Source organism: Variovorax sp. 05L425 (genome assembly GCF_056397705.1).
Genome location: NZ_JBFTNY010000002.1, coordinates 243,043 through 267,899, shown reverse-complemented (window position 1 = coordinate 267,899; position 24,857 = coordinate 243,043). Strand labels below are relative to the sequence as shown.

Here is a 24,857-nt window from a genome sequence, read left to right as displayed (position 1 = left end):
CCTGCGGCGCCGGCGCCAGCGATGCTGCGGTCCGGCCCGCCCTCTCTTTCATCTTCGACTGATCTCCCATGAAGCGACTTTTCCTGCAAGGTGCCCTGGCCGCCCTGATGGCCTCCTGCCTCGGCATGGCTGCGCATGCGCAAACCCCCGTCCTGCGCGTTTCGGCCATCCCCGACGAGGCGCCGACCGAGTTGCAACGCAAGTTCAAGCCCTTGGGCGACTACCTGCAGAAAGCCACCGGCATGACGGTGCAGTTCACGCCGGTGACCGACTACGCCGCCGTGGTCGAGGGCCTCGCCACGAACAAGATCGATCTCGCCTGGCTCGGCGGCTTCACCTTCGTGCAGGCCAAGCTGCGCACCAACGGCACGGCCGTGCCGATCGTGCAGCGGGCCGAGGACCAGGTCTTCACCAGCAAGTTCATCGTTCCGGTCGACAGCAAGGCGAAGACGCTGGCCGATCTCAAGGGCGACACCTTCGCCTTCGGCGCACCCTCGTCGACCTCGGGCAGCCTGATGCCGCGCTATTTCCTGATGCAGGCCGGCATCAACCCCGAGAAGGACTTCAAGAGCGTGGCTTACTCCGGCGCACATGACGCCACCGTCGCTTTCGTCGCGGCGGGCCGTGCGCAGGCCGGCGTGCTCAATGCCTCCGTGTGGGACAAGCTGGTCGAGGAAAAGAACCCGAACGCGGGCAAGGTCCGCGTGCTGGCGACGACACCGACCTTCTACGATTACAACTGGACGGTACGTCCCGGCCTCGATCCGGTGATCACGAAGAAGCTGACCGACGCCTTCCTTGCGCTCGACGCGGCGAATCCGGCGCACAAGGACATCCTTGCACTGCAGCGCGCCAGCAAGTTCATCCCCACGCAGGCTTCGAACTACGAAGGCATCGAGGCGGCGGGCAAGGCGGCCGGTCTCATCAAGTAAGGCGGGATTGGCCTTGACGCTGGTGCTGCGCGACGTCGGGCTGGTGCACCCCAACGGCCACCGCGCGCTGAAAGGGGCAACGCTGGCCGTCGAGCGCGGCGAATGTGTCGCCGTGATCGGCCCTTCGGGCGCGGGCAAGACCAGTCTGTTGCGCGTCGCGGGAACCTCGATACGACCGAGCGAAGGCCATGTCGAAGTGCTCGGCCAGGCGCCGTGGGGGTCGTCCGCCCCGGCGCTGAAGGCCTTGCGGGCGCGCATCGGCTTGATTCACCAGACGCCGCCGATCCCGCCTCGTTTGCGTGTCGTCAGCGCGGTGCTGGCGGGGCGGCTCGGCGTGTGGTCGGGGTGGCAGGGCATCGCCTCGCTGCTGCGCCCCGCCGATGCGGCCGGTGCGCAGAACGTGCTGGCGCGGCTCGATCTGGGCGAGCGTGTGTTCGATCGATGCGATCGCTTGTCGGGCGGCCAGTTGCAACGCGTCGGTATTGCGCGCGTGCTCTACCAGGCGCCGGACCTGATCCTGGCGGACGAGCCCGTGTCGGCCCTCGATCCCACGCTGGCCGATGCGGCCATCCGCGAACTCATCGCGCAGAGCGAGGCCACGGGTGCAGCGGTGGTGGCGTCTTTACACGCCGTCGATCTGGCGCTGAAGTGGTTCGGGCGCATCGTCGGCCTGCGCGATGGGGAAGTGCGGTTCGACGTGCCGGCGGCCGATGTCACCCACGCGATGCTGCAGGACCTCTACGCCACCGAAGGCGGTGTGCTGCCGACGCAGGCCCGCGAACTGCCGCTCCCCGGCCCGGATGCGCGGGCGCCGGCAATCATGTGTCGCTGACCATGCATTCCCCGAGCGCCGCGACCCTGCGCGACCCGCTGGCGCGTGGGCGCCTCACGGCAGTGCTGATCGCGCTGGTCGTGCTGTGGCCGATGGCGTTGATCGCGCAATTCAATCCGCTTGCATTGTTCGACCCTGCGAGCCTGCGCGTCATGGGTGGCTTCCTCGCGGGCTTCTTGCCGCCTTCCGCGGCGCCCGACTTCCTGGCGTTGCTCGCCAAGGCCACGCTCGAGACGCTTGCCATGGCGACTGCCGGCATCGCGTTGGCCTTTGTCGTTGCGGTTCCGCTGGCCTTCGCGATGACGCGATCCCTCTCGGTGGCGCGCATCGGGCCCGGGCCGGGGCGCTGGCGGGGGCAGGCGATCCGGTCGGCCGCAAGCGGTCTGCTCGTCGTTCTGCGCGCCATTCCGGAAGTGGTCTGGGCGCTGGTGCTGGTGCGCGCCTTCGGGCTGGGGCCGGCGGCGGGCGTGCTGGCATTGGCCATCACGTACGGCGGGATGCTTGGCAAGGTGTATGGCGAGATCCTCGAATCGGGTGATACGCGCCCGGCACGCGCATTGCTCGAAGCCGGCAGCGGACGGATCGCGGCCTTGTTCTATGGGCTGTTGCCGGGCGCGGCACAAGAACTGGTTTCGTACACCGTGTACCGCTGGGAATGCGCCGTACGCGCATCGGTCGTGATGGGTTTCGTCGGTGCTGGCGGCCTGGGCCAGCTCATGGACCAGTCGATGAAGATGCTCAACGGCGGCGAGGCCAGCAGCATCTTGATCGTCTTTCTGTTGCTGGTGCTGATGGCGGACGGCTTGAGCGCCATGTTGCGCAGGGTGCTCGCATGACGCAACGGCCGTGTGTTGCATGCATCGCGGTGAGCTTGGGCGTGCTCGTCGCGATCATTGCCAGCTTTGCCTATCTCGCGATCGACTTCCGGGCTCTGTTCGCCAGCGAGTCGATGGCATCCATGGCGAGGTTCGTCGCCGAGTTTTTCCCGCCCGATGTTTCGTCGGCCTTTCTGGCAAAGATCGCCTGGGGCGCGCTGCAAACGCTGGCGGTGTCTGCGTTGGGCACCTTGCTGGCATTCGTCGCTGGCGCGTTGCTGGCGCTGCCGGCCTCGGGGCGATTCGGGGTGGTGGGCAAGCAGGGCGCGCGGTTCATGCTGAATGTGTTGCGCAGCGTGCCCGAACTGGTTTGGGCGGCGCTGATGGTCCTGCTGGCCGGCCTGGGTCCTTTCGCGGGCGTGCTTGCACTGGCGCTCCACACCACTGGCGTCTTCGGAAGGCTGTTCGGCGAGGCACTCGAAAACGCGCCCGCAGCGCCCGAGCTCGCGCTGCGCGAGGCGGGCAGCGGCGCGGCAGCCGCCTTCGCCTACGGGAGCCTGCCGTTGGTCTGGCCGCAGTGGCTTGCCTATACGCTCTACCGATGGGAGATGAACATCCGCATGGCGGCAGTGCTCGGCTTCGTGGGTGCCGGCGGGCTCGGGCAGATGCTGTACTTCCATCTGTCGCTGTTCCAGCAGGCGCAGGCCGCGACCGTGATCGGCGCGATGTTCGTGCTGGTCTTCATCGTGGATGGCGCAAGCAGCCGGCTGCGGCGCGGGCTCGTTCCGGCCTACGCCTGAAGGCGAGAGGCTTCCAGCGCCAGCACGGCATCGGCCACGGCCTCGATGCCAGCGTCCGAAAGATCGCTCGCCTCGATTTGGCGTCGGTCGCTCCACGCCGCGAAGTGACGCGCCTGCGATCGCGCATAGTGCGGGTCGTAGTGCAGCGCCATCAGCTCCGCGAACAACGGTGAAAGCTCGCCGGCGCGCGCCCAGGCCTGCCAGCGCTGCACCGTCTCCTTGCCCTGCATTTCCTTGAGCATGCCGAGTTGGGTGGCGAGCGCTTCGGCGTTGTCGCCCAGATAGGCGTAGTCTCGCAGCAGGTAGGTCAACCGCGCCTCGGGCGTCGCGACGACCTCGATGCATGGGCTCTCGCGCATCCGGGCGACCATCGACAAAGGCACCGCGATGCGGCCGATGCGCGCGCTTTCGCCTTCCACGTACAAGGGGCGATCGAGATCGATCGTTTCAAGCACCTGCGCGATGCGCGTCTCGAAATGTTTCTGCGAAGGCTGGGGCACGCCCGGCAGGGCGCCGAGCAGCGATCCCTTGTGCCTCGCGAAATCCTCCAGGTCGAGCACCTGCGCTCCGCGCCGCGCCAGCGCCTGCAGCACGCGGGTCTTCGCGCTGCCCGTGGCGCCACAGAGAATGCGCAGTGGCAGCCGCGGGCACAGCGATTCGAGCTGTTGCAGCACGTGATGGCGAAAGCTCTTGTAGCCGCCGGCCAATTGCTGGGCATCCCAGCCCACGAGCCGCAGCCAGGTCACCATCGAGCCGCTGCGCAGGCCGCCGCGCCAGCAGTACACGAGCGGCTTCCAGTTGGCCGGGCGGTCGGCAAAGACCTCGCGCAGATGCTTCGCGAGATTGGCCGCGACCATCGCACCGCCGACGCGCCGCGCCTCGAATGCGCCCTGCTGCTTGTAGAGCGTGCCGACGATGCGGCGCTCCTCGTCGTCCAGCACCGGGCAGTTGATGGCGCCGGGGATGTGGTCCAGCGCAAACTCGGCGGGCGAGCGTGCGTCGATCAGGGTGTCGAACGCGTGACGATCGGTCACGCGCACAGGAGAACGTTGCATGATGTGTTCAGCGCCGATGCCCGGCGCGCATGGCTGGCAAAATGCCGACCCACGTCGGCTGTCTCGAACACTTCATCATGGAATCGATCGCTCTCACAAGGTTTTCCCACGGCGGCGGTTGCGGCTGCAAGATCGCCCCGGGCCTCCTGGCCGAGATTCTGGCACGCGCCCCGCAAGGCATCGTGCCGCCCGAACTGCTCGTGGGCATCGAGACCAGCGACGATGCGGCCGTCTATCGCCTCAATGCCACGCAGGCGCTGGTGGCCACCACCGATTTCTTCACACCGATCGTCGACGACCCGTACGACTTCGGCCGCATCGCCGCGACCAACGCGCTGTCGGATGTGTACGCGATGGGCGGCACGCCGATCATGGCCCTGGCGCTGGTCGGCATGCCCATCGACAAGCTGCCGCCCGAAGTGATCGGGCGCGTGCTCGAAGGCGGCGCCAGCGTCTGCCGGGAGGCCGGTATCCCCATCGCGGGCGGCCACAGCATCGATGTGCTGGAGCCGATCTACGGCCTGGTCGGGCTGGGGCTGGTCCATCCCGATCGCGTGCGCCGCAACTCGGACGCAAAGGCTGGTGACGTGCTGGTTCTGGGCAAGCCGCTCGGCGTGGGCATCCTCTCGGCGGCGCTCAAGAAAGGGCTGCTCGACGATGACGGTTACGCGCAGATGCTGCGCTACACGACACAACTCAACCGCGTGGGGATCGAACTCGCGGCCATGGACAGCGTGCATGCGATGACCGATGTCACCGGCTTCGGCCTCGCCGGCCACCTGCTGGAAATCTGCCGCGGCGCGAATCTCTCTGCGCGCGTGCAACTGAGCGCGCTGCCGATCATCGAGGCCGCGGCGAAGTTCGCCAAGGAGGGCATCATCACTGGCGCTTCGGGCCGGAACTGGATCGGCTATGGTTCACAGGTCGAATGGCCGGCGTCTGCCGCCACGTGGCAGCATTCGCTGGTGGCCGATCCGCAGACCAGCGGTGGACTGCTGGTGAGTTGCAGCGCCGATGCCGTCGATGCCGTGGTGGCGGTCTTCCGTGCCGCGGGTTTCGAGCATGCCGCACCGATGGGTGCACTCCGCCAGAGCGATGCCGGATCGGCTTCGCGTCTTGAATTCACTGCCTAAGAAAGAAAACCGAGGAGCCTATGAATCGTCGCGCCAGTGCCGTGGTGGCAAGCCTTCTGATTGCCTTGTCGTCATCCGCGGCCTGTGCGCAAGAGTCCGAGGCAGATGAATTTTCCGGAAGACCGTACTGGGAAGTCCTCATCGGACCGTTTGCGATCCACTGGAGCAACAGTACCGAGCACAAGCACGTCTATCTCCTGGGCATCGAGCGAGCCCAGGCGGACGGCTACATCTGGGGCTTCTCCGCCTTCAGCAATTCGTTCGGCCAACCCTCGGCCTACGCCTATTACGGCTATCGATGGGACGACCTGCTCGGCTATCCCAAGGTCTACGCAAAACTCACCGGCGGCATCATCTATGGCTACAAGTACCCGTACGAGAACAAGATTCCGTTCAATCACGATGGCGTCGGGCTCGGGGTCATTCCGGCAATCGGCTATCGGTTCACCCCCAGAGATGCTGTTCAGGTCGAATTGCTGGGGGCAGCCGGACTGATGTTCACATACAACCGCAGGTTCTGAATCTCGACAAAATTTCCCCCTATAATGTGAGGCTCTGCAAAATGCGGAAAAACGCGGGAATAGCTCAGTTGGTAGAGCGCAACCTTGCCAAGGTTGAGGTCGAGAGTTCGAGACTCTTTTCCCGCTCCAGTTTTCAGAAAAAGAGGCCTTGGCCTCTTTTTTTTGGTCTTCAGTCCGACGCGTTCGACGGCCCGATCCGCGCATCCGGCAGCCGGACCGGCACATAGGCCAGCCGGCGATCACGCATCACCAGCAGGGCGACGGACTGCCCGGGCGGGAGATTCGAGAGCCGGTGTCGGTAGTCCTCGACACGATCGACCCGTGCGTCGTTCACCGCAACGATCAGATCCCCCGCCCGAATGCCTTCGCTGCGGGCTGCGCCGGTGGCTTCGCGGACCATCAGACCGCCCTCGATTCCCAACTGCTGGCGTTGTGCCGGCGTCAACTCGCCAAGGCTCAGACCCAGGCCGTCGTTCCACTCGAGAGCGAGGTCGGTCCGCAAATAGCTTCTCTGCACCGGTTCTTCCGAGAGCGTCACCAACATCGTGTGTTTCGTGCCGTGGCGCCACACGTCCAGTCGAGCGCGGCTGCCGGGCGCGCGCTCGGCAATCTGGCGCAAAAGCTCCGTGAAGTGCGCGATCGGCGCACCGTCGAGCATGGTGACGACATCGCCGCGAGCCAACCCGGCCGCCTGCGCCGGACCGCCGGCATCCACGCGAACCACCAGCGCGCCGCCCGCCGTTTCCTTCGATCCGAAGGCTTGGGCCAGCGCTGGCGTCATCTCCTGGAAGTCGGCGCCGATGCGAGCCCGCCGGACCCGCCCTGAGGCCTTCAATTGCGCAGCGACTTTCATCGCGAGGTTGATAGGCACCGCAAAGGACAGGCCCATATAGCCGCCGCTGCCGCTGTAGATCATCGAATTGATGGCGACGACCTCGCCGCGATGGTTGAACAGCGGGCTGCCCGAACTGCCGGGATTGATGGCCACGTCGGTCTGGATGAAGGGAATCTCACCGGCACCTCCGATGAAGCGGTCGACGGCGCTCACCACACCGGCAGTGACGGTGCCGTGAAAGCCGAAGGGCGCTCCGATGGCAGCGACCCAGTCGCCCGGCGCGAGTTTCGACGAATCGCCGATGACGGCGGTCGGAAGGCCGGTCGCGTCGATCTTCAGCAATGCGATGTCGGTGCGCCTGTCGACGCCCAGCACCTTCGCGGGGAACCGACGACCGTCGTCCAGGCGGACTTGGGCTTCGTCGATGGCAGCGACCACGTGGGCGCTGGTCAGGATCAGGCCGTCGCTCGTGAGAACCAGGCCGGAGGCCAGGTCGCGGATCTGGCTGACCCGCACGCTGGCCCGCAACGGCCACGCCAGCCTGTCGGCGAAGTCGGCTTCGGGCGCGATCTCGTCAAGGCCGTCGATCGTTTCGTCGCGCCCGATCCGCAGGGTGCTGATATCGACCACGCTGGCGCTGCGGCTCGCGACGAGCGAAGAGAAGGAGGCCGCCCCGGTCGGTGTTCCGGGGCTGACGGCGCACGCGCCGAGAAGGCATGCAAGACCCACGATGACCACGCGCCGAGACAGGCGCGCCACTGCTTGCGCAACGCAGCCGCTGTTCCACATCCGCATGATCGAAAAATCGCACATGGCGATTCTTCAGATCGAAGAAACCTCAGGCTGGTTCCTGTGCCATGTGCCGCCGACGCGCCGCGCTCACTGCCGGGTCAGTCCGAGCTGGTGAATGATGCTTCCCCACTGTTCGTAAGTCGAATGCGTGAGCTCGTCGAGTTGCTGCGGCGTCGACGATTCGGCCTCGTACGCACCCTGCCGGAAGAAGTCTCGCGTCGCCGGCATCGCGAGCACCTGCGCGAGTGCCGCGTTGAGCTTGGCGACGACCGGTGCGGGCATGTGCGCCGGGCCGTAGAAGCCCAACCAGCTCGGCATGTCGACGCCGGTCACGCCTTGCTCGGTCATCGTCGGCACGTCGGGCAGCATGGGACTGCGCTTCGGCGCGGCGACCGCCAGCATGCGGACCTTCCCGGTCGCGGTGTTCGTGATTGCGTTGGGTGCGGCATCGAAGTAGTACTGCACACGGCCCGCGAGGAAATCCTTGGCCGCATCCGCGCCGCCCTTGTACGGCACGTGGACCACGTCGAGCCCGGCCTGGCGCGCGAAGGCTTCGCCGTAGATGTGCGACGAGGTGCCGGTGCCGAAGGAGGCGTAGCTCATCTTGCCCGGGTTGGCCTTGATGTAGGCGATCAGCTCCTGCACCGTCTTCGCGGGCACGCTGGTGTGCACGGTGAGCACCAGCGGGCCGCGCGCGCCGAGCGAAATCGGCGTGAGGTCCTTGAACGGGTCGTACCGCACCTGCGCCAGCGTCTGCGGGTTCTGCGCGACGACGGAGGAGGGCGCATACATGATCGTGTAGCCGTCAGGCGCTGCCCGGATCACCTCTTCGGTCGCGAGGATGAAGCTCGCGCCGGGCCGGTTCTCGACGATCACCGATGTCTGGAGCACTTCGGCGAGCTTGTTGGCCACGAAACGCGCCTGCGTGTCGGACGCGCCGCCCGCGGCGAGGCCCAGGACGATGCGGATCGTGCGGCCTTTTTCCGGGAAAGGCGCCGGTGCCGCCGCCGAGACGCTCGTTGCGAGCGCTGGCGCAAGACAGAGTGCGAGTGCGCCGAGCGCGCGGCGGCGGTCGATGCGAAGAGGAGGTGGATGCAATTTCATTCCTTGGTCAATCCCACTTGTTTCACCATCGCGCCCCAGCGGTCATAGGTCGACCGGGTGATGCGCGCAAATTCATCCGGCGAGGTGCCGCCGGCTTCGTAACCGCCATTGCGATAGAACGCCTGCACCTGCGGCATTGAGAGCACCTGGGCCAGCGCGCTGTTGAGGCGGGCCAGCACGGGCTTCGGCATGTTCGCCGGGCCGTAGAAGCCGAGCCAACTCGGCAGGTCGAGGCCATCCACGCCTTGTTCGGCAAAGGTGGGTACGTCCGGCAGCGCGGGAATGCGTGATGCCGAGGCCACGGCCAGGATCCTGACCTTGCCGGAAGCGGCCGTGATGACGGCGGACGAGGCCGAATCGAACATGTACTGGACGCGACCGCCGATCAGGTCCTTGGCGGCGTCCGAGCCACCCTTGTAGGGGATGTGCACGGCATCGATGCCGGTCTTCTTGACGAAAGCTTCGCCGTAGATGTGCGAAGAGGTGCCCGTGCCGAACGACGCGTAGCTGATGGTGCCGGGGTGCGCCTTCACGTAGCTCACGAGTTCGCCAACCGTCCTGGCGGGCACTGCGCTGTTCACGGTCAGCACCAGCGGGCCGCGACCGCCCATCGAGATCGCGGTGAAGTCCTTGAACGGGTCGTACGGCACCTGCGCCAGCGTGTGCGGGTTCTGGGCCATGGTGGACGACGGGGCGTAGAGCAGTGTGTAGCCATCCGCCGGGGCGCGCGCGACTTCGCTGGCGGCAAGCATGGTGCTTGCGCCGGGGCGGTTGTCCACGATCACGCTCGTGCCGAGAACGTCGCCGAGCTTCTGCGCCACGATGCGCGCCTGCCCGTCGGTGCCGCCGCCGGCGGTGAAGCCGACCACGATGCGGATCGGCTTGCCCTTGATCGGGAAGTCCTGCGCCCCGGCCACGGGGGCGAGCGCCAGCAGCGCGCAGCCGGCCAGCAGGGCGAACGCCCGGCGGAAAGCTCCCGGCCACCGTGTGGCGAATTCGTGCAACGTCTCCATTCGCTTTATATTGAACACATGATTCATAAAAAGCTAGATTGTTTAGGGAATACCCCAGTAAATGCGATATGTGATTGACAAAATGGACATGAAAATCAAAATACGCATCTAAGAGATACTACGAACCATCGCTGATCCATGAAAACCGTCGTCCGCACCGATGAGCGCATCCTGAGCTCCGACATCTTCGATCGAGACGGCCGTGTCGCCCGACTCGACCACGGCATCTGGTCTGAGCCCGGCCGCGACATCCCCGTCTACCACCGCTGCGGCGTGCTCGTCGTGGGTGGCGGTCCGTCGGGTACCGCGGCGGCGGCAGCGGCGGCGCGGGCCGGCGCAGACGTGGCCTTGCTGGAGCGCTACAACCACCTGGGCGGCCTCTCGACCGGCGGCCTGGTGATCTGGATCGACCGCATGACCGATTGGGAAGGCAAGCTCGTGATCCGCGGCTTCGCAGAGGAACTCTTCGACCGCCTGCCCGCCGATGCCATCGCAGGCCCCGCGCGGGCGGATTGGGGCTCGCAAGACACGGCCAAGGCCGCCCACTGGTCGCAACGCACGGCGGCGTACCACGGCGTCGTCACGTGGTCGCCGACCATCGACCCGGAGCGGCTCAAGCTGCTGTCGCAGGAAATCGTGCTCGAACGCAAGGTCAAGCTCATCTACCACTCGTGGGCCGCCGTGCCGATCGTGCAGGACGGTGTCGTCAAGGGCGTGGTGTTCGAGAGCAAGGAAGGGCGCATGGCGATCATGGCCGACGTGGTGGTCGACGCCACCGGCGACGGCGACCTGTTCGCGCGCGCCGGCGCCGCTTACGTGAACGACATCGAAGAGGCCGACGTGCATCACTGCATGAACACCTCGTGGCTGTTCGGCGGCGTCGACATGAACCGCTGGATCGATTTCAAGGCCGGTCGTCCCGACGAGTTCAGCGCCTTCATGGCGCGCGGGCGCGAAGAACTCGGTCTGTTCGAACGGCCCTTCGTCTCCTGGCGCAACGACGTCGCGCTGTTCATGGGGCCGCGCCAGTCGGGCTACTCGGCGCTCGACGTCGACGATCTCACCGCGGTGGAGGTGCGTTCGCATCGCGCCATGGCCGCGCATCTGGACTACTTCCGCGCGCATGCGCCGGGCTTCGAGGACGCCTACCTGATGCTGAGTGCGCCGCAGATCGGTGTTCGCCATGCGCGTCGGCTCAGCGGCGTCGGCGCGGTGCTGCGCGGCCAGTGGCCCGAAGGCCGCGCGCTGGCCGACGAGATCGGCGTTTCGCCCGCCGTGTCGCCCAAGTTTCCGAACATCTCGATTCCCTACGGCGCATTGGTGCCGCAGCAACTCGACGGCCTGCTGGCCTGCGGCCGGCACGTCTCCTGCGACCGCAATTCGCACGGCTTCATGCGCGAGATTCCGCAGTGCTGGATCACCGGGCAGGCCGCGGGCGTGGCCGCGGCGCTTGCGTCTCAGGGCCGCGTCGCGCCGCGCGCGGTCGATGTGGGCGTGCTGCAGGCGGCGTTGCTGGCGCAGGGCGTCCATCTGCGCGCCGGTGCCGATGCCGCCAACGCCGCGGTTGCCCGACCGCTCGATGCGTTGCAGGCCTGAGCCGCACCGATGAACCCGAAGGCAGCCTCTACATTGGCGGGTTCCTCCAAGGAGTTCTCCATGGCCACCGACAAGAACGATTCATTCCTTCAATCTCCCGAAACCCCCGATGCGCGCGCCGACCGCTCTGACACCGTGAGCGCGCTGGAGCGCGGCATCTCGGTGCTGCGCAGCTTCACCGAGGAACGGCCGCTGCTGAGCCACGCCGAAGTCGCGCGCATCACCGGCATCCCCAGGCCCACGATCAACCGTCTGGTGGCAACGCTGCTCGCGATGGGCATGCTCAAGGTCGCGCCCGGGAGCGATCGCTTTTCGCTGGGGCCCGGTGTCGTGTCACTGGCGCGCGTGTTTCTCGGAGGCCTCGATGTGCGCGCCATCGCGCGGCCGGTGATGCAGGGGCTGGCCGAGGAAATGGGCGCGTCGGTCTACCTCGCCGTGCGCGACGGCATGGAAATGGTGCTGATCGAAGCTTGCCGTCCGCGCTCGACAATGCTTTCGGCGCGGCTCGACGTCGGTTCGCGCGCGCCGCTGCCCAATTCAGCGCTGGGGCGCGCCTACCTCTCGGCGCTCGATGAAGGCACGCGCTCGCAACTCCTCGATTCGATGCGTCTGCTGCGCGGGCCCGAATGGGACAGCCTCGCACCCGCCATGACGCGCGCCATCGGCGAAGCGCAGCGGCTGGGCTACTGCCTGTCGCTGGGTGAATTCCATCGCGAGATCAACTCGGTGTCGGTGCCGCTGATCGGGCCGGGCGACGAGATCATGGCCCTCAATGGCGGCGGTGCGGCTTTTGTCTTCACCGAGGAGCGCTTGCGCAACGAACTCGCGCCGCGCCTGCGCGAGATCGCCGAGCGCATTGCGCACGACATCGGCGGCCGTGTGCCCGGCCTGCCGGCGAAATAGCGTCAACCCACGGAGGTCGCAGGCCATGCACTTGAGCGATGAAGAACAATCGATGCGGGACGGCCGCGACGGAGCGGCCGTGCAGAAGGCCATGGATCTCCTGATCCGCTACGGCGAAGCCCTGGGCGCGGAGCGCCTGGTCGAGACACGCAACGTGTGCGCGACCATCACATCGACCACGCCCTTCCAGCGCGATTTCGCGCTCACGCAGGGCGGCATGGATGCGGTGTTCTCCGAATTCAGCCTCGACAGCCAGGAGGCGGTGCCGATTCCGAAGTTCAAGGTCTTCACCAGCCATCTTCAATTGGGCTTCGATCCCGGACAGCCCGAACGCATGGGTGTCAGCGAAGACATCGTTCGCTTCTACGAGAAGAGCGAGCGCCATGCCGCCGGCCTGGGCGCGCAGATCATGAACACCTGCACGCCCTATCAGGTGGGCAACATCCCGACGCGCGGCGAGCACTGCGCCTGGATGGAGTCGTCGGCGGTGATCTACTGCAACTCGGTGCTCGGCGCCCGCACCAACGCCGAAGGCCGCGAGAGCACCGGTGCGGCGATGCTCACGGGCCGCATCCCTTACTGGGGTTATCACCTCGACGAGAACCGGCTCGGCACGCACGTCGTGGAACTCGACATCGAGATCGAATCGGTGCAGGACTGGGGCCTCCTGGGCTACTACATCGGCGAGCAGGTGCAGGATCGCGTGCCGGTGATCCACAGCCGGCGCGGCATCGGCCGCGTGCCGAATCTGCCGCGGCTCAAGCATTTCGGCGCGGCGGCCTCGTCCTCGGGCGGCGTCGAGATGTACCACGTGGTCGGCGTGACGCCCGAGGCGTTGAGCCTCGAGCAGGCGCTCGGCGGCCGAAAGCCCGTGCAAGTGCTGCGCTACGGCGAGGCCGAGCGCCGTGCCACCTACGAAACCATCAACGCCACGGCGCGCAGCGCGGAGATCCAGTACGTGATGCTCGGCTGCCCGCACTACACGATCGAGCAGATCTGGGAGGCCGCGCAACTCATCGAGGGCCGCAAGGTGCATTCAGATTGCGAACTGTGGATCTTCACGCCGCGCGCGATCAAGTCGCTGGCCGATCGGAACGGCTACACGAAGATCATCGAGGACGCGGGCGGCATCCTCATGACCGACAGTTGTTCGGCCATGAGCCGTGCGGTGCCCAAGGGCACGAAGACCGTTGCCCTCGATTCGGCCAAGCAGGCTCACTACCTGCCGGCCATCCTTGGCGTGCAGGCCTGGTTCGGCAGCACGGCTGAATGCATCGACGCGGCGTGTACGGGCCGCTGGAACGGGAGCCTGGCATGAGCTCGCGAGTTGGCAACACCGACAACACCCTGGTGATCCGCGGCCGCAAGGTGGTCGGCGGCGTCGCCGAAGGCGAGGCGCTGGTCACGCGCGACCGGATCTCGGGCTGGGGCGGCATCGATCCGCGCACGGGCACCGTCATCGAAACGCGGCACTCGCTGCGCGGCCAGAGCTTCGCCGGCAAGGTGCTGGTGTTCCCCGGCGCCAAGGGCTCGTCGGGCTGGTCCGCGATGTTCCATGTGGCGCGGCTGATGAACACCGTACCTGCTGCATTCCTGTTCAACGAAATGACGACCAAGGTGGCGCTCGGCACGGTGGTCACGCATTCGCCATCGATGACCGACTTCGACCGCGACCCTCTGGAGTGCATCGAGACCGGCGACTGGGTGCGCGTCGATGCCGACCGCGGCATCGTCGAGATTACAAGGAAAGCTCACCCCCAGGCTTGCTTACTTCGTGTAGCCACCAACCCCCTCGCCGGGGGCGACACCAGCGGCCTGGCGGAGCCAGTTCCGCGGTGTCTCACGAAGGGGGAAATCACACCATGACCCAGACCCAGCCCATGACCACTCGTCGTCCTCTTCGCAGCAACTTTCCGCGCGGTTCCTATCTATGGTCGGTGCGCAACGCCCACTGGCGCGCGCTCGGCATTCCTGAAGAGGACTGCGAGAAGCCCAAGATCGCGGTCGTCAACAGTTCTTCGGAGCTTGCGGCCTGCTTCAGTCATCTCGACCAGATCGCGGTGCAGGTCAAGGAAGCGATCCGCGCGGCGGGAGGTGTGCCATTCGAAATCCGCACCGCGGCGCCGAGCGACTTCATCACCGGGGCCGGCGCACGCGGCGCCTACATGCTGGCCGCGCGCGACCTGGTGACCAACGACATCGAAGTCGCCGTCGAAGGCGCGCAGCTCGACGGCATGGTGTGCCTCACCTCCTGCGACAAGACGGTGCCGGGCCAATTGATGGCGGCGGCACGGCTGAACATCCCGACGCTGCTCGTGCCGTGCGGCTACCAGCCGAGCGGTGAGTTCCGCGGCCGCCACATGGACATCGAGGAGGTCTTCATCGGCGCGATGCATGCCGTCACCGGCAAGCTGCCATTGGAAGAGCTGGTCGGCATGAGCCGCGAGGCCATTCGCGGCCCGGGCGTGTGCTCAGGCCTTGGCACGGCGAACTCGATGCACATCGTGTGCGAGGCGCTCGGCCTCGCGTTGCCCGGCAGCGCACCGGTCGCGGCACTGAGCCCGAAGATGATGGCCGATGCCCGCGCTGCAGGCGCCCGCATCGTGCAGATGGTGTGGGATGACCTGAAGCCGCGCGACATCCTCACGCCCGGCGCGTTCGCGAACGCCGTGCGTGCGGTGCTGGCCATCGGCGGTTCGCTGAACACGGCGAAGCATCTTCAGGCCGTGGCAACCGAGGGCGAATGCGGCGTCGATGTGTATGGCCTGTTCGAGCGCCTCGGCCCCGAGACGCCGGTGCTCGCGGGCGTGCGTCCGATCGGCGAACACAGCATCGAGCAGTTCGAGGCGGCGGGTGGCTGTCGCGCGCTGATGAGGCAGCTCGAACCGCTGCTCGACACGTCGGCGCGCACCGTCAGCGGTGAGACGGTCGCGGGCAATCTGCGCGACGTCGCGGTGGCCGATGTCGAGGTCATCCGGGCCATCGATCGACCGGTTGCGCAAAAGCCCGCCATCGTGTTGCTGCGCGGCAATCTCGCGCCGGAGTCCGGGCTGATCAAGACCGGCATCGTCGAACGCAAGGTGCGCCGGTTCACCGGACCGGCCGTGTGCTTCTGGAGTTCGGACGAAGCGATCGCTGCGCTGAAGCAGGGAAGCATCCGCCCCGGACAGGTGATCGTCATGCGCGGCGCCGGAGCCTGCGGCGGTCCCGCGATGGGCGGAGGCGCATCGCGTGTCGTGTTCGCGGTCGATGGGGCAGGGCTCGGCGACGACGTTGCGCTGCTGACGGACGGCCACCTCTCTGGCCTCGTGTGCAAGGGGCTGGTGGTGGCCGAGGTGTCTCCCGAGGCGGCGCTTGGCGGTCCGCTGGGGCTGCTCGAAGACGGCGATGTCATCACCATCGACCTCGACGCGCGCCGCCTCGACGTCGAACTCGATGACGCGCAGCTTCAGGCGCGCCGCGCCGGCTGGCGTCCGCCGCCGCCCGCGCACGACACCGGCTGGCTGCAGCAATATCGGCGCAACGTGGGTGCGCTCTCGCAGGGCGCCGTCCTGGTGCGGTCCGAACGGGCACGCTGAAAGGAAGCCGCGATGCAACGCAGAACAATCCTGCAAGGGGCGGCAACCATCGCCGCCGCGCTCGCGCTGCCCATCGCCGCGAGTTGGGGCGCCGAGGCCTATCCGCAGAAGCCGGTGCGCCTGATCGTCGGCTTCGCGCCGGGCGGCGGTGCCGACGTGATCACGCGGATCATGGCGGACGGTCTTTCCAGGCAACTGGGGCAGCAAGTGGTGGTCGAGAACCGACCCGGCGCCGACGGCGTGCTTGCCGCACAGGCGGTGAGCAGCGCGCGTCCCGACGGCTACACGCTGCTGATGGGCACCAACACCGCGATGGTCGCGGCGCCCACGATTCGGCCGACCGCGCCCTACGATCCGTTCAAGGCGTTCACGCCGATCAGCAGCGCGGGGCAGTTCTCGATGTTCCTGGTCGTCCCGTCCGCGCTGCCGGTCAAGAGCGTCAACGACCTGCTGGCGCTGGTCGCGGCCAAGCCTGGTACCTACAACTCGGCTTCGAGCAACAGCGCCTCGGAGCTCGCCATGCTGCAACTGCTCGGCGACCGCAAGGTGGTCAATGCACGCTACAAGGGCGACATGCAGGCGATGACCGATCTGCTTGGCGGTCAGATCCAGATGATGTTCACCACCGGAACGCTGGCGCCGGGCTTTGTCAAGGACGGCCGCATCCGCGCGCTCGTGACACTGCAACCGGAACGCAGTGCCTTGCTGCCCAACGTGCCGTCCGCCGGGGAACTCGGACTCGGCAAGCTCACCATCACACCGTGGGCCGGCTTCTTCGGCCCGCCTGGACTTCCGCCGGAGATCGTCGAGAAGCTCTCGACTGCGCTGCAGGCCACGATGAAGCGGCCCGAGGTGCGCGAGCAACTGGTCCAGCAGGGCTTCGAGGGCTACGGCATGAGCCCGGCGAATTTCGCCGCTTTCTTCCGCACGCAGTACGACGCCTTTGGTTCGACGGTGCGCGAGCACGGCGTCAGGTTCGATCAATAGCGAGTGCCTAGGCAGAGAAGCGCATGACCCCGTCGTCCACCGCGCCGTAGCGCAAGGTGAAGAAGTCCGAAAGGTAGTTCTGGTTGAGCTTCCAGGGCTTCTTTTCGCCCTGCCTGGGCAACTGACCCACGGCGCGCTGGAAGTAACCCGAGGAGAAGTCGACCCAGGGCTGCAAGGGCATGGCCGGATCGTCCGCCATCGCCACGCACCGCCGAGCGCCGGTTTGCTGCATGTGATTGAGCAAGCGACAAACGAAGGTGGCGGACAGGTCCGCCTTGAGCGTCCAGGAAGCGTTGGTGTAGCCGAAGACCGACGCGAAGTTCGGCACGCCGGCGAACATGATGCCCTTGTAGTTGACGAGATCGGCAGGCTCCAGCTTGTGACCATCGACACGAAGCTCGATGCCGCCGACCACCTTGAGCTTCAGGCCGGTTGCCGTCACCACCAGGTCTGCGGGCAACTCCGCGCCGCTCGCGAGCTTCAGGCCGGTCTCGGTGAAGGACGCGATCTGGTCTGTGACCACGCTGGCGCGCTGCGTGCGGATGGCCTTGAAGAGATCGCCATCGGGCACCAGGCACAGGCGCTGCTCCCACGGGTTGTATCGGGGGGTGAAGTGCGTATCGATGTCGTAGTCGGGACCCAACTGGCGCCGGACCTGCTTGATCAACGCGGACTTTGCGAATTCCGGCCTGTGGCGGCAAACCCTGAAGAGGACCAGGGCAAGCAGCATGTTTTTCCACCGTGCGAGGGCGTGGGCAGACGAGGGCCCGAGATGTCGGCGAAGCCAGGTGGCGATCCGGTCGACCGAGGGCTGCGTGGCCACATAGCTGGGCGAGCGCTGCAGCATCGTCACGTGCGCCGCGTGCCGGGCCAACTCGGGCACCATCGTGACGGCAGTGGCGCCGCTGCCGATCACGACCACGCGCTTGCCCGCGTAGTCGATGTCGTCGGTCCATTGCTGGGGGTGCACCACACGGCCGGCGAATCGCTCGCGGCCGGGAAAGTCCGGCGTGTAGCCCCCGGCGTAGTCGTAGTAGCCACTGCACATCAGCAGAAAGGCGCAGCGCAGCGAAAGCGGCTCTCCGTTGCCGTCTTCTGCGTCCACCGTCCACTGGGCCGCCTCCGACGACCAACTGGCGCGTCGGACGCGATGGCCGTAGCGGATCAGTGGGTCGATGCCTTGTTCATGCGCCGTGTCGCGCAGGTATTGCAGGATGGTGGGTCCATCGGCGATGGATCGGGCGTCCGTCCACGGCCGGAACGAGTAGCCCAGCGTGTACATGTCCGAATCCGAACGCACGCCCGGATAGCGAAAAAGATCCCATGTACCGCCAAGCGTCTGTCGCGCTTCCAGGATGGCGACGCTGCGGCCCGGACACAGCCGCCGCAGATGAGACGCCGCCCCGATGCCTGACAGGCCGGCGCCGACGATCAGCACGTCGACGAATTCATCGGCCATCGTTCGGTGATCTGGCGCGTGCCTCAGCCTTTCGCTGCGCCGTCACGGCGATTCGCGCCCAGCGCATAGACGACCGGCTTTTCATCCGTCACCTTCGGGGGCGCCGCCCCGCTGTCGCCGACAGGCACGTGCGAGGTGCCGTAGACCTCCCGCTCCAGTCGCTTGGCGCGGTCCGCATACATGCGGGCGAGGGCGCCGTGGTGTTCGGCGGCGGCCTGGTGCTCGATGCGCGCCAGATTCGCCTCCTCGAGCAAGGTCATGATGCGTCGCAAGTGGCCGTTTCGGCCGTGCTGAAAAATGCTGAACATCGGATTCCTCCAATCAATGCAGCGCTGAGGAAGCTGTTTTAACTTCAATCGCCCGGGCCGTGTGGGTCAGCCGACCCAACCATTGACGTAGTCCTACAGGCCGATGACCGTTCGCCTGACAAGGCAGTAAATTGGAGGGCGTTGCCCGCGGTCAGCGGTCGATGGGGGTCAGGCGTGCCAGCACAGTCGCCTCCATCTCGGCTGCCCAGTCGGAATCGGGAATTTCGATGCGCAGCAGCAGACGGTAGCGGCCTCGGCTGAGCCGATCTACATCTCGTCGATGGCGGTGCTTCGCATCTCGCCCTGAGCGGCGAGCGAATAGCGTTCGCGCGTCTTCACATAAAAGCTCGCACCGAATCGGCCGACCGGAAAGTAGTGCTGCAGGCGAACGCGCCACGCGTCGGTGTCGATGAGTTCGTCGCGCGCGTGCATCCAGCGCACCTGGCCGATGAAGATTTGCCGGCTCTCGGTTTCCAGCGTTTCCCATAGCGTGCATTCGAAGGCGACCGGTGCCTCGGCAATGCGCGGCGGCTTCACCGCATGGCTCGGCAGGGCGGTGAAGCCGACGATGTCGAGTTCGCTCACGTGCGGCGGGTGACGCTCGCCGCAACGGTGCATCTGCTCGGCGATGTCCTCGTCAGCCAGGTGGATGACGAACTCGCCGGTCCGCACGATGTTGGCGGCGGTGTCTTTCAATACGCCGTCCTGCAGCCGGTTGACGCTGATCATCACGATCGGCGGCTCCTCGCCGAGCATGTTGAACATGCTGAAGGGCGCGGCGTTGACGACGCCGTCGGCCCCCAGCGTGGTGACCAGCGCGATCGGTCGTGGCACGATCAGGCTCGCCATGAGCTTGTAGCGTTGGTATTCCGTCAGTGTCGAGAAGTCGATGTTCATGGTGTTCTCGTGGGCGGTCACAGGGCGTTACGGCAAGCCGTGCCGCAGTAGTTTCCAATGGACAGGGAAAGGAAGATTGAAACATGCCCCAACGGGACCCAGCAGAATTCAGGCCAGCTCGCGAATCCTCGATGTGGATTCCCGCGATCGTGGTCGTCGCGATCCTCGCAGCCTCCTTCGCGTGGTGGCGCTGGTCGCTGCAGAAAGAGACGCCACCCGAAGCTCCGCCGGTTGCAACAGCACCGCAGCCCCAACCGGCGCCGCCCGACGTGCCCGCGCCTGTCGCGACGGGGCCGCAGAACCTGGTCGAGCCCCTGGCCGAGCCCGACAAGACGCTCCCGCCCTTGAACGACGCCGACGCGCGCGTGACCGGCGCGCTCACCGACCTGCTGGGCAAGAAGGCGGTCGTGTCGTTTCTCCAGACCGACGGTTTCGTGCGGCGCGTCGTCGCGACGGTGGACAACCTGCCGCGCACGCAAGCGTCTTCGCGCCTGTGGCCGGTGCATCCCACGCCGCAGCGATTCGAGACTCAGGGCGATGGCGAGGTCAAGACCATCGGTATCGACAATGGCAGCCGCTACACGCCCTTCGTGCTCTTTGTCGAGTCGGTCGACACCGCTCGCGCGGCAGCGCTTTACGCGAAGCTCTATCCGCTGTTTCAGCAGGCGTACGAAGAACTGGGCTACCCGGGCCGCTATTTCAACGACCGGCTGGTGGCCGTGCTGGATCACCTGCTGAAGACGCCGGAGCCGGCGGGGCCGGTGCAGGTCAGGCTGACCGAAGTGAAGGGCGAGTTGAAGGACGAGGCGGTCTCCCAGACCCCCTGGTTGCGGTATGAATTCGCCGATCCGCAACTCGAATCGCTGTCCGCGGGCCAGAAGATCCTGATCCGCATGGGTCCGGTGAACGAGCGGCGGATGAAGGCCAAGCTTGGGGAATTTCGCCGGCTCGTCGCGACCGGCGCCGTCGCGAAGAAGTAGGGGACTTCAGTCGGTGGCCGTGTCGCTGCCGGTGCATGCCAGCGCCCGCATCAGCAGCAGCTTGCGTTCCCGGGCGTTGCGCGTGAGTTCGGCGGCACGCTTGAATTCGGCGCGTGCTTCGCGCTTGCGGCCGAGCTTGGCGAGCAGGTCGCCGCGCACGCTCGGCAGCAGGTGATAGCCCTGCAATTGAGGCTCCGAAAGCAGCGTGTCGACAAGTTCGAGACCGACGGCCGGGCCGAAAGCCATCGACAGCGCGACGGCACGATTGAGTTCCACGATGGGAGAGGGCGCGAGCTGGGCGAGCGCCTCGTAAAGCGCGGCGATGCGCGGCCAGTTCGTGTCCGCGGCGGTGCGTGCACGCGCATGGCAGGCGGCGATCGCGGCCTGCAGCGCGTACGGGCCGAGCGCTCCGCCGAGCTTCTCTGCGCGCTCCAACGCGGCGAGGCCACGGCGAATCAGCAGGCCGTCCCAGCGTGCGCGGTTCTGGTCGAGCAACAGGATCGGATCGCCCTGCGCATCGACGCGCGCCGAGGCGCGCGAAGCCTGGATTTCCATCAGCGCGGCCAGGCCGTGGACTTCGGGTTCGTCCGGTACCAGTTCGGCCAGGATGCGGCCGAGGCGCAGCGCTTCCTCACAAAGCGCGGGTCGCATCCAGTCGTCGCCGGCCGTGGCCGAATAGCCTTCGTTGAACACGAGGTAGATGACCTCGAATACCGAGGACAGCCGGGCCGCGAGCTCGTTCGCGCGAGGCGCCTCGAAAGGTACGCGCGCCGCGGCCAGCGTGCGCTTGGCCCGCACGATGCGCTGGGCGATCGTCGGCTCGGGCACGAGGAAGGAACGCGCGATCTCGTCCGTGGTGAGTCCGCCGAGCAAGCGCAGAGTCAAGGCGACCCGCCCTTCGCGCGGCAGGACCGGATGGCAGGCCGTGAACATCAGGCGAAGGATGTCGTCGCCCACCTGGTCGTCGAGCGCCGCGTCGACCGCCTCGGCGAAATCCGACGCCGCCATGGCGTGCTGCGCATCGAGTTCGCGACCGATTTCCGCTTCCTTGCCGGCGTGCAGGCTCCGCTTGCGCAGGAGATCGATGGCGCGGTGCTTCGCGGCGGCCGTGAGCCACGCGGCGGGATTCTCGGGAATGCCTTCGCGCGGCCACTGTTCGAGTGCAGCGACCAGCGCGTCCTGCGCAAGTTCTTCCGCCACGCCGACGTCGCGCACCATGCGCGCGAGCGCACCGATGATCTTGGCGGATTCGATGCGCCAGACGGCATTGAGGGCGCGATGCGCCTCGTCGGCGGGCGCGATCGACGTCATCTATTTCCTCTCGCGGAGGAGCGCTTCATGCCTGCGCATCTCGGGCGTGAACTCGGCGCCGAAGTCCTCTGGTTCGTAGATCTGGCGCAACTCCAGCTCGACATGGCCGTCGCCGTCGATGGGCGGCCAGCGCTTGACCCACTCGAGCGCTTCTTCCCTCGACTTGACCTGGATCAGGGTGAAGCCGGCGACCAGTTCCTTGGCTTCCGCAAAGGGGCCGTCGATCACCGTCGGCTTGCCCGCATTGAACTTGATGCGCGCTCCCTTCGAGCTGGGCTGGAGGCCCATGCCGTCGAACATCACGCCGGCCTTGATCATCTCTTCGTTGTACTTGAGCATGTCGGTGACGAGCTGCTCGGTGGGCATCATGCCGGCTTCGGTGTCCTTGTCGGCCTTGCGAATGATCATGAACTTCATGTCTGGATCTCCTGGGTGTCTTCTGGATGCGTCGCGAGGTCAGGCTTTCTTCGCGGCGACTTCCGCGAGCAGGCGCTCTTCCTGCTCCCTGAGTTCGGGCGTCAATTCGGCGCCGAAGTCGTCCAACTCGAAGACCTGGCGCAGCTCCACTTCGGTGTTGTCGTCGAAGGGCGCGCGCTTGAGCCATTCGATGGCTTCTTCCCGCGAGCGCACCTGCCAAAGCCAGAATCCGGCCACCAGTTCCTTGGTTTCGCTGAAAGGCCCGTCGATGACCGTGCGCTGCTTGCCGGAGAAGCGCACCCGTGCGCCCTTCGAACTCGGGTGCAGCCCATCCATCGCGAGCAGGACGCCAGCCTTGACCAGCTCCTCGTTGTACTTGCCCATGTCGGTCAGCATCTGCTCCGTGGGCATTGCGCCTGCTTCGGATTCCTTGCTGGCCTTGACGATCACCATGTATCGCATGTCGTTGCTCCTTCGAGGTTGCGAGTCCGGTTGCCTATCGATATGACGGCGATTTTCCGGCCTCTGCATGCACGTCGAAGCAGCGACGACGAAATCGACAGGCTCGACGCCTGCCGCTGTAAAAAAATGTTGTTCAGCCGGCAAGGCGCGTTTTCAGCGCCGTGCCGTCCGCCGGTTCAGCGGCAGACCACGGTCGTTCCCACCGGCTGGCAGGTTCTTCCATCGATGCTGCGAAAGCGGTCGAGTTGACCGGAGTGGGTGAAGTGGTTGCCCTGCGTGTCTTCGCAGGTTCTGGATCCGCAATTGCGGATGCGCGGCCGCATGTCGCGTGGCCGGGACGGGCGGGAGATGCCGGGCGCGGGATACAGCCCGTCGTCGATCACGATCGAGTCCACGCCGCGATCGCTCCAGCGCGAGTCGCTCGGCAGCGCGCTGCCGCCATTGCCGTCGCGGCGGCCGTCGATGATGATGGGGCCCGAAGGTGCTTGAGGCGGGATTGCCGCGACCTCCCTCGAATCGCCTGGTGGAGCGCCGGCGTCGATGCTCTGTTCGGGCCGAGGGTCATTGGGCCCGCGCACGACGCTGACCGGCTCCACCGTCGACACGCGCGCCACCTTCTTGGCGCCCGCCGGGCATGTGCCATCGGTGTAGCTCACCCTGCCCGCCGCGTCCGCGCAGCGGATCACGTCGGCGCCGGCCATCGGGCCGACCGCGAACAGAACCGCAAGAAGGACAAGGTTGCGCATGGTGCGTCTATTGTGTTCCTTCTGCGAGACAACAACACGCGAAGTGGGACGAAAGTACTCACCGAAATCTGGGGCTTCAACCCTTGATCGACGCGCTTGACATGCCTCGACGTCGCAGCGCACGATGCATCGCAGCCGGAAGAAGAGCATCCAATCCGGCTGTATGCGTGCGCGGCCGGGCATGCGTGCCGTGGACCGCGATGTGTCCATTCACACGAGGGGAATCCGTTGGAGAACGCAATGACATCGAAACTGCAAGTACGTGCGACCCTGTCGGCGGCGTGCATGGCTCTGGCGCTGACGTGCGTACCAGCCAAGGCGGCCGAAATCCCGGTTGTGACCGGCGAGCAATGGACTACGTCGAACCCCGCCGTGAAGAAGGCGTATCTCGTGGGGCTCGCCAATCTGGTTCAGGTCGAGGCGGCCTATTCGTCGAGAAACCCGCCGAGCGATGCCCAGAGCTTCATTCCGCGACTGGCGAAGGGAATGCAGGGGCAGACGCTGGACGGCGTGAGTTCCGGCATCGACAAGTGGTATGCGGCGAACCCCGACAAGCTCAAGCGTCCGGTGCTCGACATCATCTGGTTTGAAATGGCCGTTCCCGGTCTTCAGAAGAAGTGAAAGGAAACGGATCATGAAACGACTCAACTGGACACTGGCCGTGGCTGCCGCGGTGCTCGCCGTGGGCTGTACCGACATGACCCCGCAGCAACAAGGAACGATGAGTGGCGCCGCCATGGGCGCGGCGGCCGGCGCAGGCATCGCCGCGATCTCCGGAGGCGACGCCTGGACCGGTGCGGCCATCGGCGGACTTGCGGGTGGTGTCGCCGGCAATATCCACGGTGGCAGGCAGCAGCAACGTTGGTGAGCGATGGGCAACGCGAGGCCACGCCGCCTCGTGAAGCCAGGCTGACGCGAGAGATGCGGGCCCTCTTGAAGGCCCGTCGCACCGCTGCCCTGGGGACCATCGATGACGATGGCTCGCCCTTTGTCTCGATGGTTCCTTTCGCCGTGGAGCCTTGGCAAGCTTGCCTTGTCATCCATGTGAGCGGACTGGCCGCCCACAGCCGGCATCTTCAACAGAGGCCGGGACTGTCGCTTCTCGTCACGGCGCGCGAGGTGCATGGCAAGCCCGTGCATGCCTTGCCGCGCGTCACCCTCGATGGGGCGGCGGGACGGCTGGAACCCGGCAGTCCCGAGTGGAAAGCGTGCCGTGACGCGTACCTGAAGCGATTTCCCGAGGCCGAGCCCATGACACAGCTCGGCGATTTCCGGTTCGTCGCCATTCGCGTGACAGGCGGCCGGCACATCGCCGGATTCGGAGCAGCGCGAGATGTCGACGAGGAAGAGATCCGACGCGTCTTGCGCGCGATGAACTGAA

26 protein-coding genes, 1 tRNA gene and 1 pseudogene are annotated in these 24,857 nt (G+C 66.4%); 17 read left to right on the top strand and 11 right to left on the bottom strand.

Going from position 1 to position 24,857, the window contains the following annotated elements:
- Positions 1-68 precede the first annotated feature (68 nt).
- From AC1DN9_RS03475 to phnE, 4 genes are read left to right on the top strand one after another with little or no spacing between them, the layout of a single operon-like run.
- Complete coding sequence (locus AC1DN9_RS03475; RefSeq protein ID WP_478097291.1) at positions 69-932, top strand: putative selenate ABC transporter substrate-binding protein; 864 nt, start codon at positions 69-71, stop codon at positions 930-932.
- A gap of 13 nt (positions 933-945) precedes the next feature.
- Complete coding sequence (locus AC1DN9_RS03470) at positions 946-1,764, top strand: phosphonate ABC transporter ATP-binding protein (RefSeq protein WP_478097552.1); 819 nt, start codon at positions 946-948, stop codon at positions 1,762-1,764.
- Between the two features lie 2 nt (positions 1,765-1,766).
- Complete coding sequence (locus AC1DN9_RS03465; protein WP_478097289.1) at positions 1,767-2,600, top strand: PhnE/PtxC family ABC transporter permease; 834 nt, start codon at positions 1,767-1,769, stop codon at positions 2,598-2,600.
- On the top strand, positions 2,597-3,379 hold the full coding sequence (phnE, locus tag AC1DN9_RS03460; protein WP_478097287.1) for a phosphonate ABC transporter, permease protein PhnE: 783 nt from the start codon (positions 2,597-2,599) through the stop codon (positions 3,377-3,379). Before AC1DN9_RS03465 ends, phnE begins: the two co-directional genes overlap by 4 nt.
- Here the strand turns inward: phnE and mnmH are convergent.
- Positions 3,370-4,437: a tRNA 2-selenouridine(34) synthase MnmH gene (mnmH, locus tag AC1DN9_RS03455; protein ID WP_478097550.1), complete on the bottom strand. Its 1,068-nt coding sequence runs from the start codon at positions 4,435-4,437 to the stop codon at positions 3,370-3,372. The genes phnE and mnmH overlap by 10 nt on opposite strands.
- Positions 4,438-4,511: 74 nt before the next feature.
- On the opposite strand from mnmH, the gene selD reads away from it, so the two are divergent.
- The 3 genes from selD (at position 4,512) to AC1DN9_RS03440 (ending at position 6,217) form a co-directional block, all read left to right on the top strand.
- The gene (selD, locus tag AC1DN9_RS03450) at positions 4,512-5,567 is read left to right on the top strand and encodes a selenide, water dikinase SelD (RefSeq protein WP_478097285.1); all 1,056 of its coding nucleotides are present in this window, start codon (positions 4,512-4,514) and stop codon (positions 5,565-5,567) included.
- 20 nt (positions 5,568-5,587) lie between these two features.
- Positions 5,588-6,088, top strand: a complete 501-nt coding sequence (locus AC1DN9_RS03445; protein ID WP_478097283.1) for an ABC transporter ATP-binding protein — start codon at positions 5,588-5,590, stop codon at positions 6,086-6,088.
- Positions 6,089-6,141: 53 nt separating this feature from the next.
- A tRNA-Gly gene (locus AC1DN9_RS03440) sits at positions 6,142-6,217 on the top strand.
- Positions 6,218-6,257: 40 nt separating this feature from the next.
- On the opposite strand, the gene AC1DN9_RS03435 is transcribed toward AC1DN9_RS03440, so the two are convergent.
- The 3 genes from AC1DN9_RS03435 to AC1DN9_RS03425 all read right to left on the bottom strand — a co-directional run bounded on the left by AC1DN9_RS03435 (position 6,258) and on the right by AC1DN9_RS03425 (position 9,832).
- A complete protein-coding gene (locus AC1DN9_RS03435) occupies positions 6,258-7,736 on the bottom strand; it encodes a trypsin-like peptidase domain-containing protein (RefSeq protein WP_478097282.1) in 1,479 nt (492 codons plus the stop codon).
- A 66-nt stretch (positions 7,737-7,802) separates the two neighbouring features.
- Positions 7,803-8,813, bottom strand: coding sequence for a Bug family tripartite tricarboxylate transporter substrate binding protein (locus AC1DN9_RS03430; protein WP_478097280.1), 1,011 nt, complete (start codon positions 8,811-8,813; stop codon positions 7,803-7,805).
- 2 nt (positions 8,814-8,815) lie between these two features.
- On the bottom strand, positions 8,816-9,832 hold the full coding sequence (locus tag AC1DN9_RS03425; RefSeq protein ID WP_478097278.1) for a Bug family tripartite tricarboxylate transporter substrate binding protein: 1,017 nt from the start codon (positions 9,830-9,832) through the stop codon (positions 8,816-8,818).
- A 138-nt stretch (positions 9,833-9,970) separates the two neighbouring features.
- Here AC1DN9_RS03425 and AC1DN9_RS03420 point away from each other — a divergent pair, with 138 nt between their 5' ends.
- The 6 genes and pseudogenes from AC1DN9_RS03420 to AC1DN9_RS03395 all read left to right on the top strand — a co-directional run bounded on the left by AC1DN9_RS03420 (position 9,971) and on the right by AC1DN9_RS03395 (position 16,896).
- Complete coding sequence (locus AC1DN9_RS03420; RefSeq protein WP_478097276.1) at positions 9,971-11,428, top strand: FAD-dependent oxidoreductase; 1,458 nt, start codon at positions 9,971-9,973, stop codon at positions 11,426-11,428.
- A 60-nt stretch (positions 11,429-11,488) separates the two neighbouring features.
- Positions 11,489-12,331, top strand: a complete 843-nt coding sequence (locus AC1DN9_RS03415; protein ID WP_478097274.1) for an IclR family transcriptional regulator — start codon at positions 11,489-11,491, stop codon at positions 12,329-12,331.
- A 25-nt stretch (positions 12,332-12,356) separates the two neighbouring features.
- Entirely contained in the window at positions 12,357-13,649 is a 1,293-nt protein-coding gene (locus AC1DN9_RS03410; RefSeq protein WP_478097272.1) for an aconitase X, read from the top strand.
- Positions 13,646-14,083, top strand: a pseudogene (locus tag AC1DN9_RS03405) (aconitase X swivel domain-containing protein); the annotation flags it as partial. The gene AC1DN9_RS03410 and the pseudogene AC1DN9_RS03405, both read left to right, overlap by 4 nt.
- A 110-nt stretch (positions 14,084-14,193) precedes the next feature.
- Positions 14,194-15,909 carry a dihydroxy-acid dehydratase gene (gene ilvD, locus AC1DN9_RS03400; RefSeq protein WP_478097271.1) on the top strand — a complete coding sequence of 572 codons (1,716 nt, stop codon included), beginning with the start codon at positions 14,194-14,196 and terminating at the stop codon, positions 15,907-15,909.
- Between the two features lie 12 nt (positions 15,910-15,921).
- On the top strand, positions 15,922-16,896 hold the full coding sequence (locus AC1DN9_RS03395) for a Bug family tripartite tricarboxylate transporter substrate binding protein (RefSeq protein ID WP_478097269.1): 975 nt from the start codon (positions 15,922-15,924) through the stop codon (positions 16,894-16,896).
- A 7-nt stretch (positions 16,897-16,903) separates the two neighbouring features.
- On the opposite strand, the gene AC1DN9_RS03390 is transcribed toward AC1DN9_RS03395, so the two are convergent.
- The 3 genes from AC1DN9_RS03390 to AC1DN9_RS03380 form a co-directional block, all read right to left on the bottom strand.
- Positions 16,904-18,355, bottom strand: a complete 1,452-nt coding sequence (locus AC1DN9_RS03390; protein WP_478097267.1) for a flavin-containing monooxygenase — start codon at positions 18,353-18,355, stop codon at positions 16,904-16,906.
- Between the two features lie 23 nt (positions 18,356-18,378).
- On the bottom strand, positions 18,379-18,663 hold the full coding sequence (locus tag AC1DN9_RS03385) for a hypothetical protein (RefSeq protein WP_478097265.1): 285 nt from the start codon (positions 18,661-18,663) through the stop codon (positions 18,379-18,381).
- A 267-nt stretch (positions 18,664-18,930) separates the two neighbouring features.
- Positions 18,931-19,560: a flavin reductase family protein gene (locus AC1DN9_RS03380; protein WP_478097263.1), complete on the bottom strand. Its 630-nt coding sequence runs from the start codon at positions 19,558-19,560 to the stop codon at positions 18,931-18,933.
- 83 nt (positions 19,561-19,643) lie between these two features.
- Here AC1DN9_RS03380 and AC1DN9_RS03375 point away from each other — a divergent pair, with 83 nt between their 5' ends.
- A complete protein-coding gene (locus AC1DN9_RS03375; protein WP_478097261.1) occupies positions 19,644-20,540 on the top strand; it encodes a DUF3014 domain-containing protein in 897 nt (298 codons plus the stop codon).
- Positions 20,541-20,546: 6 nt separating this feature from the next.
- Here the strand turns inward: AC1DN9_RS03375 and AC1DN9_RS03370 are convergent, their stop codons facing one another.
- From AC1DN9_RS03370 to AC1DN9_RS03355, 4 genes are all read right to left on the bottom strand, one after another.
- Positions 20,547-21,851: an RNA polymerase sigma factor gene (locus AC1DN9_RS03370; protein ID WP_478097260.1), complete on the bottom strand. Its 1,305-nt coding sequence runs from the start codon at positions 21,849-21,851 to the stop codon at positions 20,547-20,549.
- Complete coding sequence (locus AC1DN9_RS03365; RefSeq protein ID WP_478097258.1) at positions 21,852-22,268, bottom strand: YciI family protein; 417 nt, start codon at positions 22,266-22,268, stop codon at positions 21,852-21,854. It abuts the gene before it with no gap.
- Between the two features lie 39 nt (positions 22,269-22,307).
- The gene (locus AC1DN9_RS03360; RefSeq protein WP_478097256.1) at positions 22,308-22,730 is read right to left on the bottom strand and encodes a YciI family protein; all 423 of its coding nucleotides are present in this window, start codon (positions 22,728-22,730) and stop codon (positions 22,308-22,310) included.
- Positions 22,731-22,906: 176 nt separating this feature from the next.
- Positions 22,907-23,476 carry a DUF4124 domain-containing protein gene (locus AC1DN9_RS03355; RefSeq protein WP_478097254.1) on the bottom strand — a complete coding sequence of 190 codons (570 nt, stop codon included), beginning with the start codon at positions 23,474-23,476 and terminating at the stop codon, positions 22,907-22,909.
- A gap of 240 nt (positions 23,477-23,716) precedes the next feature.
- On the opposite strand from AC1DN9_RS03355, the gene AC1DN9_RS03350 reads away from it, so the two are divergent.
- Genes AC1DN9_RS03350 through AC1DN9_RS03340 form a run of 3 tightly spaced genes read left to right on the top strand, consistent with a single transcriptional unit; the run spans position 23,717 to position 24,856 of the window.
- A complete protein-coding gene (locus tag AC1DN9_RS03350; protein WP_478097252.1) occupies positions 23,717-24,097 on the top strand; it encodes a hypothetical protein in 381 nt (126 codons plus the stop codon).
- 13 nt (positions 24,098-24,110) lie between these two features.
- A complete protein-coding gene (locus AC1DN9_RS03345; RefSeq protein ID WP_478097250.1) occupies positions 24,111-24,344 on the top strand; it encodes a hypothetical protein in 234 nt (77 codons plus the stop codon).
- A 53-nt stretch (positions 24,345-24,397) separates the two neighbouring features.
- Positions 24,398-24,856 carry a HugZ family pyridoxamine 5'-phosphate oxidase gene (locus AC1DN9_RS03340; RefSeq protein ID WP_478097548.1) on the top strand — a complete coding sequence of 153 codons (459 nt, stop codon included), beginning with the start codon at positions 24,398-24,400 and terminating at the stop codon, positions 24,854-24,856.
- Position 24,857 lies beyond the last annotated feature (1 nt).

Coding starts and splice junctions, on each gene's coding strand:
- AC1DN9_RS03375 (WP_478097261.1), top strand. CDS start 19,644: ATGCCCCAACGGGACCCAGCAGAATTCAGGCCAGCTCGCGAATCCTCG.
- AC1DN9_RS03415 (WP_478097274.1), top strand. CDS start 11,489: ATGGCCACCGACAAGAACGATTCATTCCTTCAATCTCCCGAAACCCCC.
- AC1DN9_RS03410 (WP_478097272.1), top strand. CDS start 12,357: ATGCACTTGAGCGATGAAGAACAATCGATGCGGGACGGCCGCGACGGA.
- AC1DN9_RS03395 (WP_478097269.1), top strand. CDS start 15,922: ATGCAACGCAGAACAATCCTGCAAGGGGCGGCAACCATCGCCGCCGCG.
- AC1DN9_RS03360 (WP_478097256.1), bottom strand. CDS start 22,730: ATGCGATACATGGTGATCGTCAAGGCCAGCAAGGAATCCGAAGCAGGC.
- AC1DN9_RS03345 (WP_478097250.1), top strand. CDS start 24,111: ATGAAACGACTCAACTGGACACTGGCCGTGGCTGCCGCGGTGCTCGCC.
- AC1DN9_RS03385 (WP_478097265.1), bottom strand. CDS start 18,663: ATGTTCAGCATTTTTCAGCACGGCCGAAACGGCCACTTGCGACGCATC.
- phnE (WP_478097287.1), top strand. CDS start 2,597: ATGACGCAACGGCCGTGTGTTGCATGCATCGCGGTGAGCTTGGGCGTG.
- AC1DN9_RS03435 (WP_478097282.1), bottom strand. CDS start 7,736: ATGTGCGATTTTTCGATCATGCGGATGTGGAACAGCGGCTGCGTTGCG.
- AC1DN9_RS03390 (WP_478097267.1), bottom strand. CDS start 18,355: ATGGCCGATGAATTCGTCGACGTGCTGATCGTCGGCGCCGGCCTGTCA.
- AC1DN9_RS03370 (WP_478097260.1), bottom strand. CDS start 21,851: ATGACGTCGATCGCGCCCGCCGACGAGGCGCATCGCGCCCTCAATGCC.
- AC1DN9_RS03425 (WP_478097278.1), bottom strand. CDS start 9,832: ATGGAGACGTTGCACGAATTCGCCACACGGTGGCCGGGAGCTTTCCGC.
- AC1DN9_RS03445 (WP_478097283.1), top strand. CDS start 5,588: ATGAATCGTCGCGCCAGTGCCGTGGTGGCAAGCCTTCTGATTGCCTTG.
- AC1DN9_RS03365 (WP_478097258.1), bottom strand. CDS start 22,268: ATGAAGTTCATGATCATTCGCAAGGCCGACAAGGACACCGAAGCCGGC.
- ilvD (WP_478097271.1), top strand. CDS start 14,194: ATGACCCAGACCCAGCCCATGACCACTCGTCGTCCTCTTCGCAGCAAC.
- AC1DN9_RS03465 (WP_478097289.1), top strand. CDS start 1,767: ATGCATTCCCCGAGCGCCGCGACCCTGCGCGACCCGCTGGCGCGTGGG.
- AC1DN9_RS03475 (WP_478097291.1), top strand. CDS start 69: ATGAAGCGACTTTTCCTGCAAGGTGCCCTGGCCGCCCTGATGGCCTCC.
- AC1DN9_RS03420 (WP_478097276.1), top strand. CDS start 9,971: ATGAAAACCGTCGTCCGCACCGATGAGCGCATCCTGAGCTCCGACATC.
- AC1DN9_RS03350 (WP_478097252.1), top strand. CDS start 23,717: ATGACATCGAAACTGCAAGTACGTGCGACCCTGTCGGCGGCGTGCATG.
- AC1DN9_RS03355 (WP_478097254.1), bottom strand. CDS start 23,476: ATGCGCAACCTTGTCCTTCTTGCGGTTCTGTTCGCGGTCGGCCCGATG.
- selD (WP_478097285.1), top strand. CDS start 4,512: ATGGAATCGATCGCTCTCACAAGGTTTTCCCACGGCGGCGGTTGCGGC.
- AC1DN9_RS03380 (WP_478097263.1), bottom strand. CDS start 19,560: ATGAACATCGACTTCTCGACACTGACGGAATACCAACGCTACAAGCTC.
- AC1DN9_RS03340 (WP_478097548.1), top strand. CDS start 24,398: ATGCGGGCCCTCTTGAAGGCCCGTCGCACCGCTGCCCTGGGGACCATC.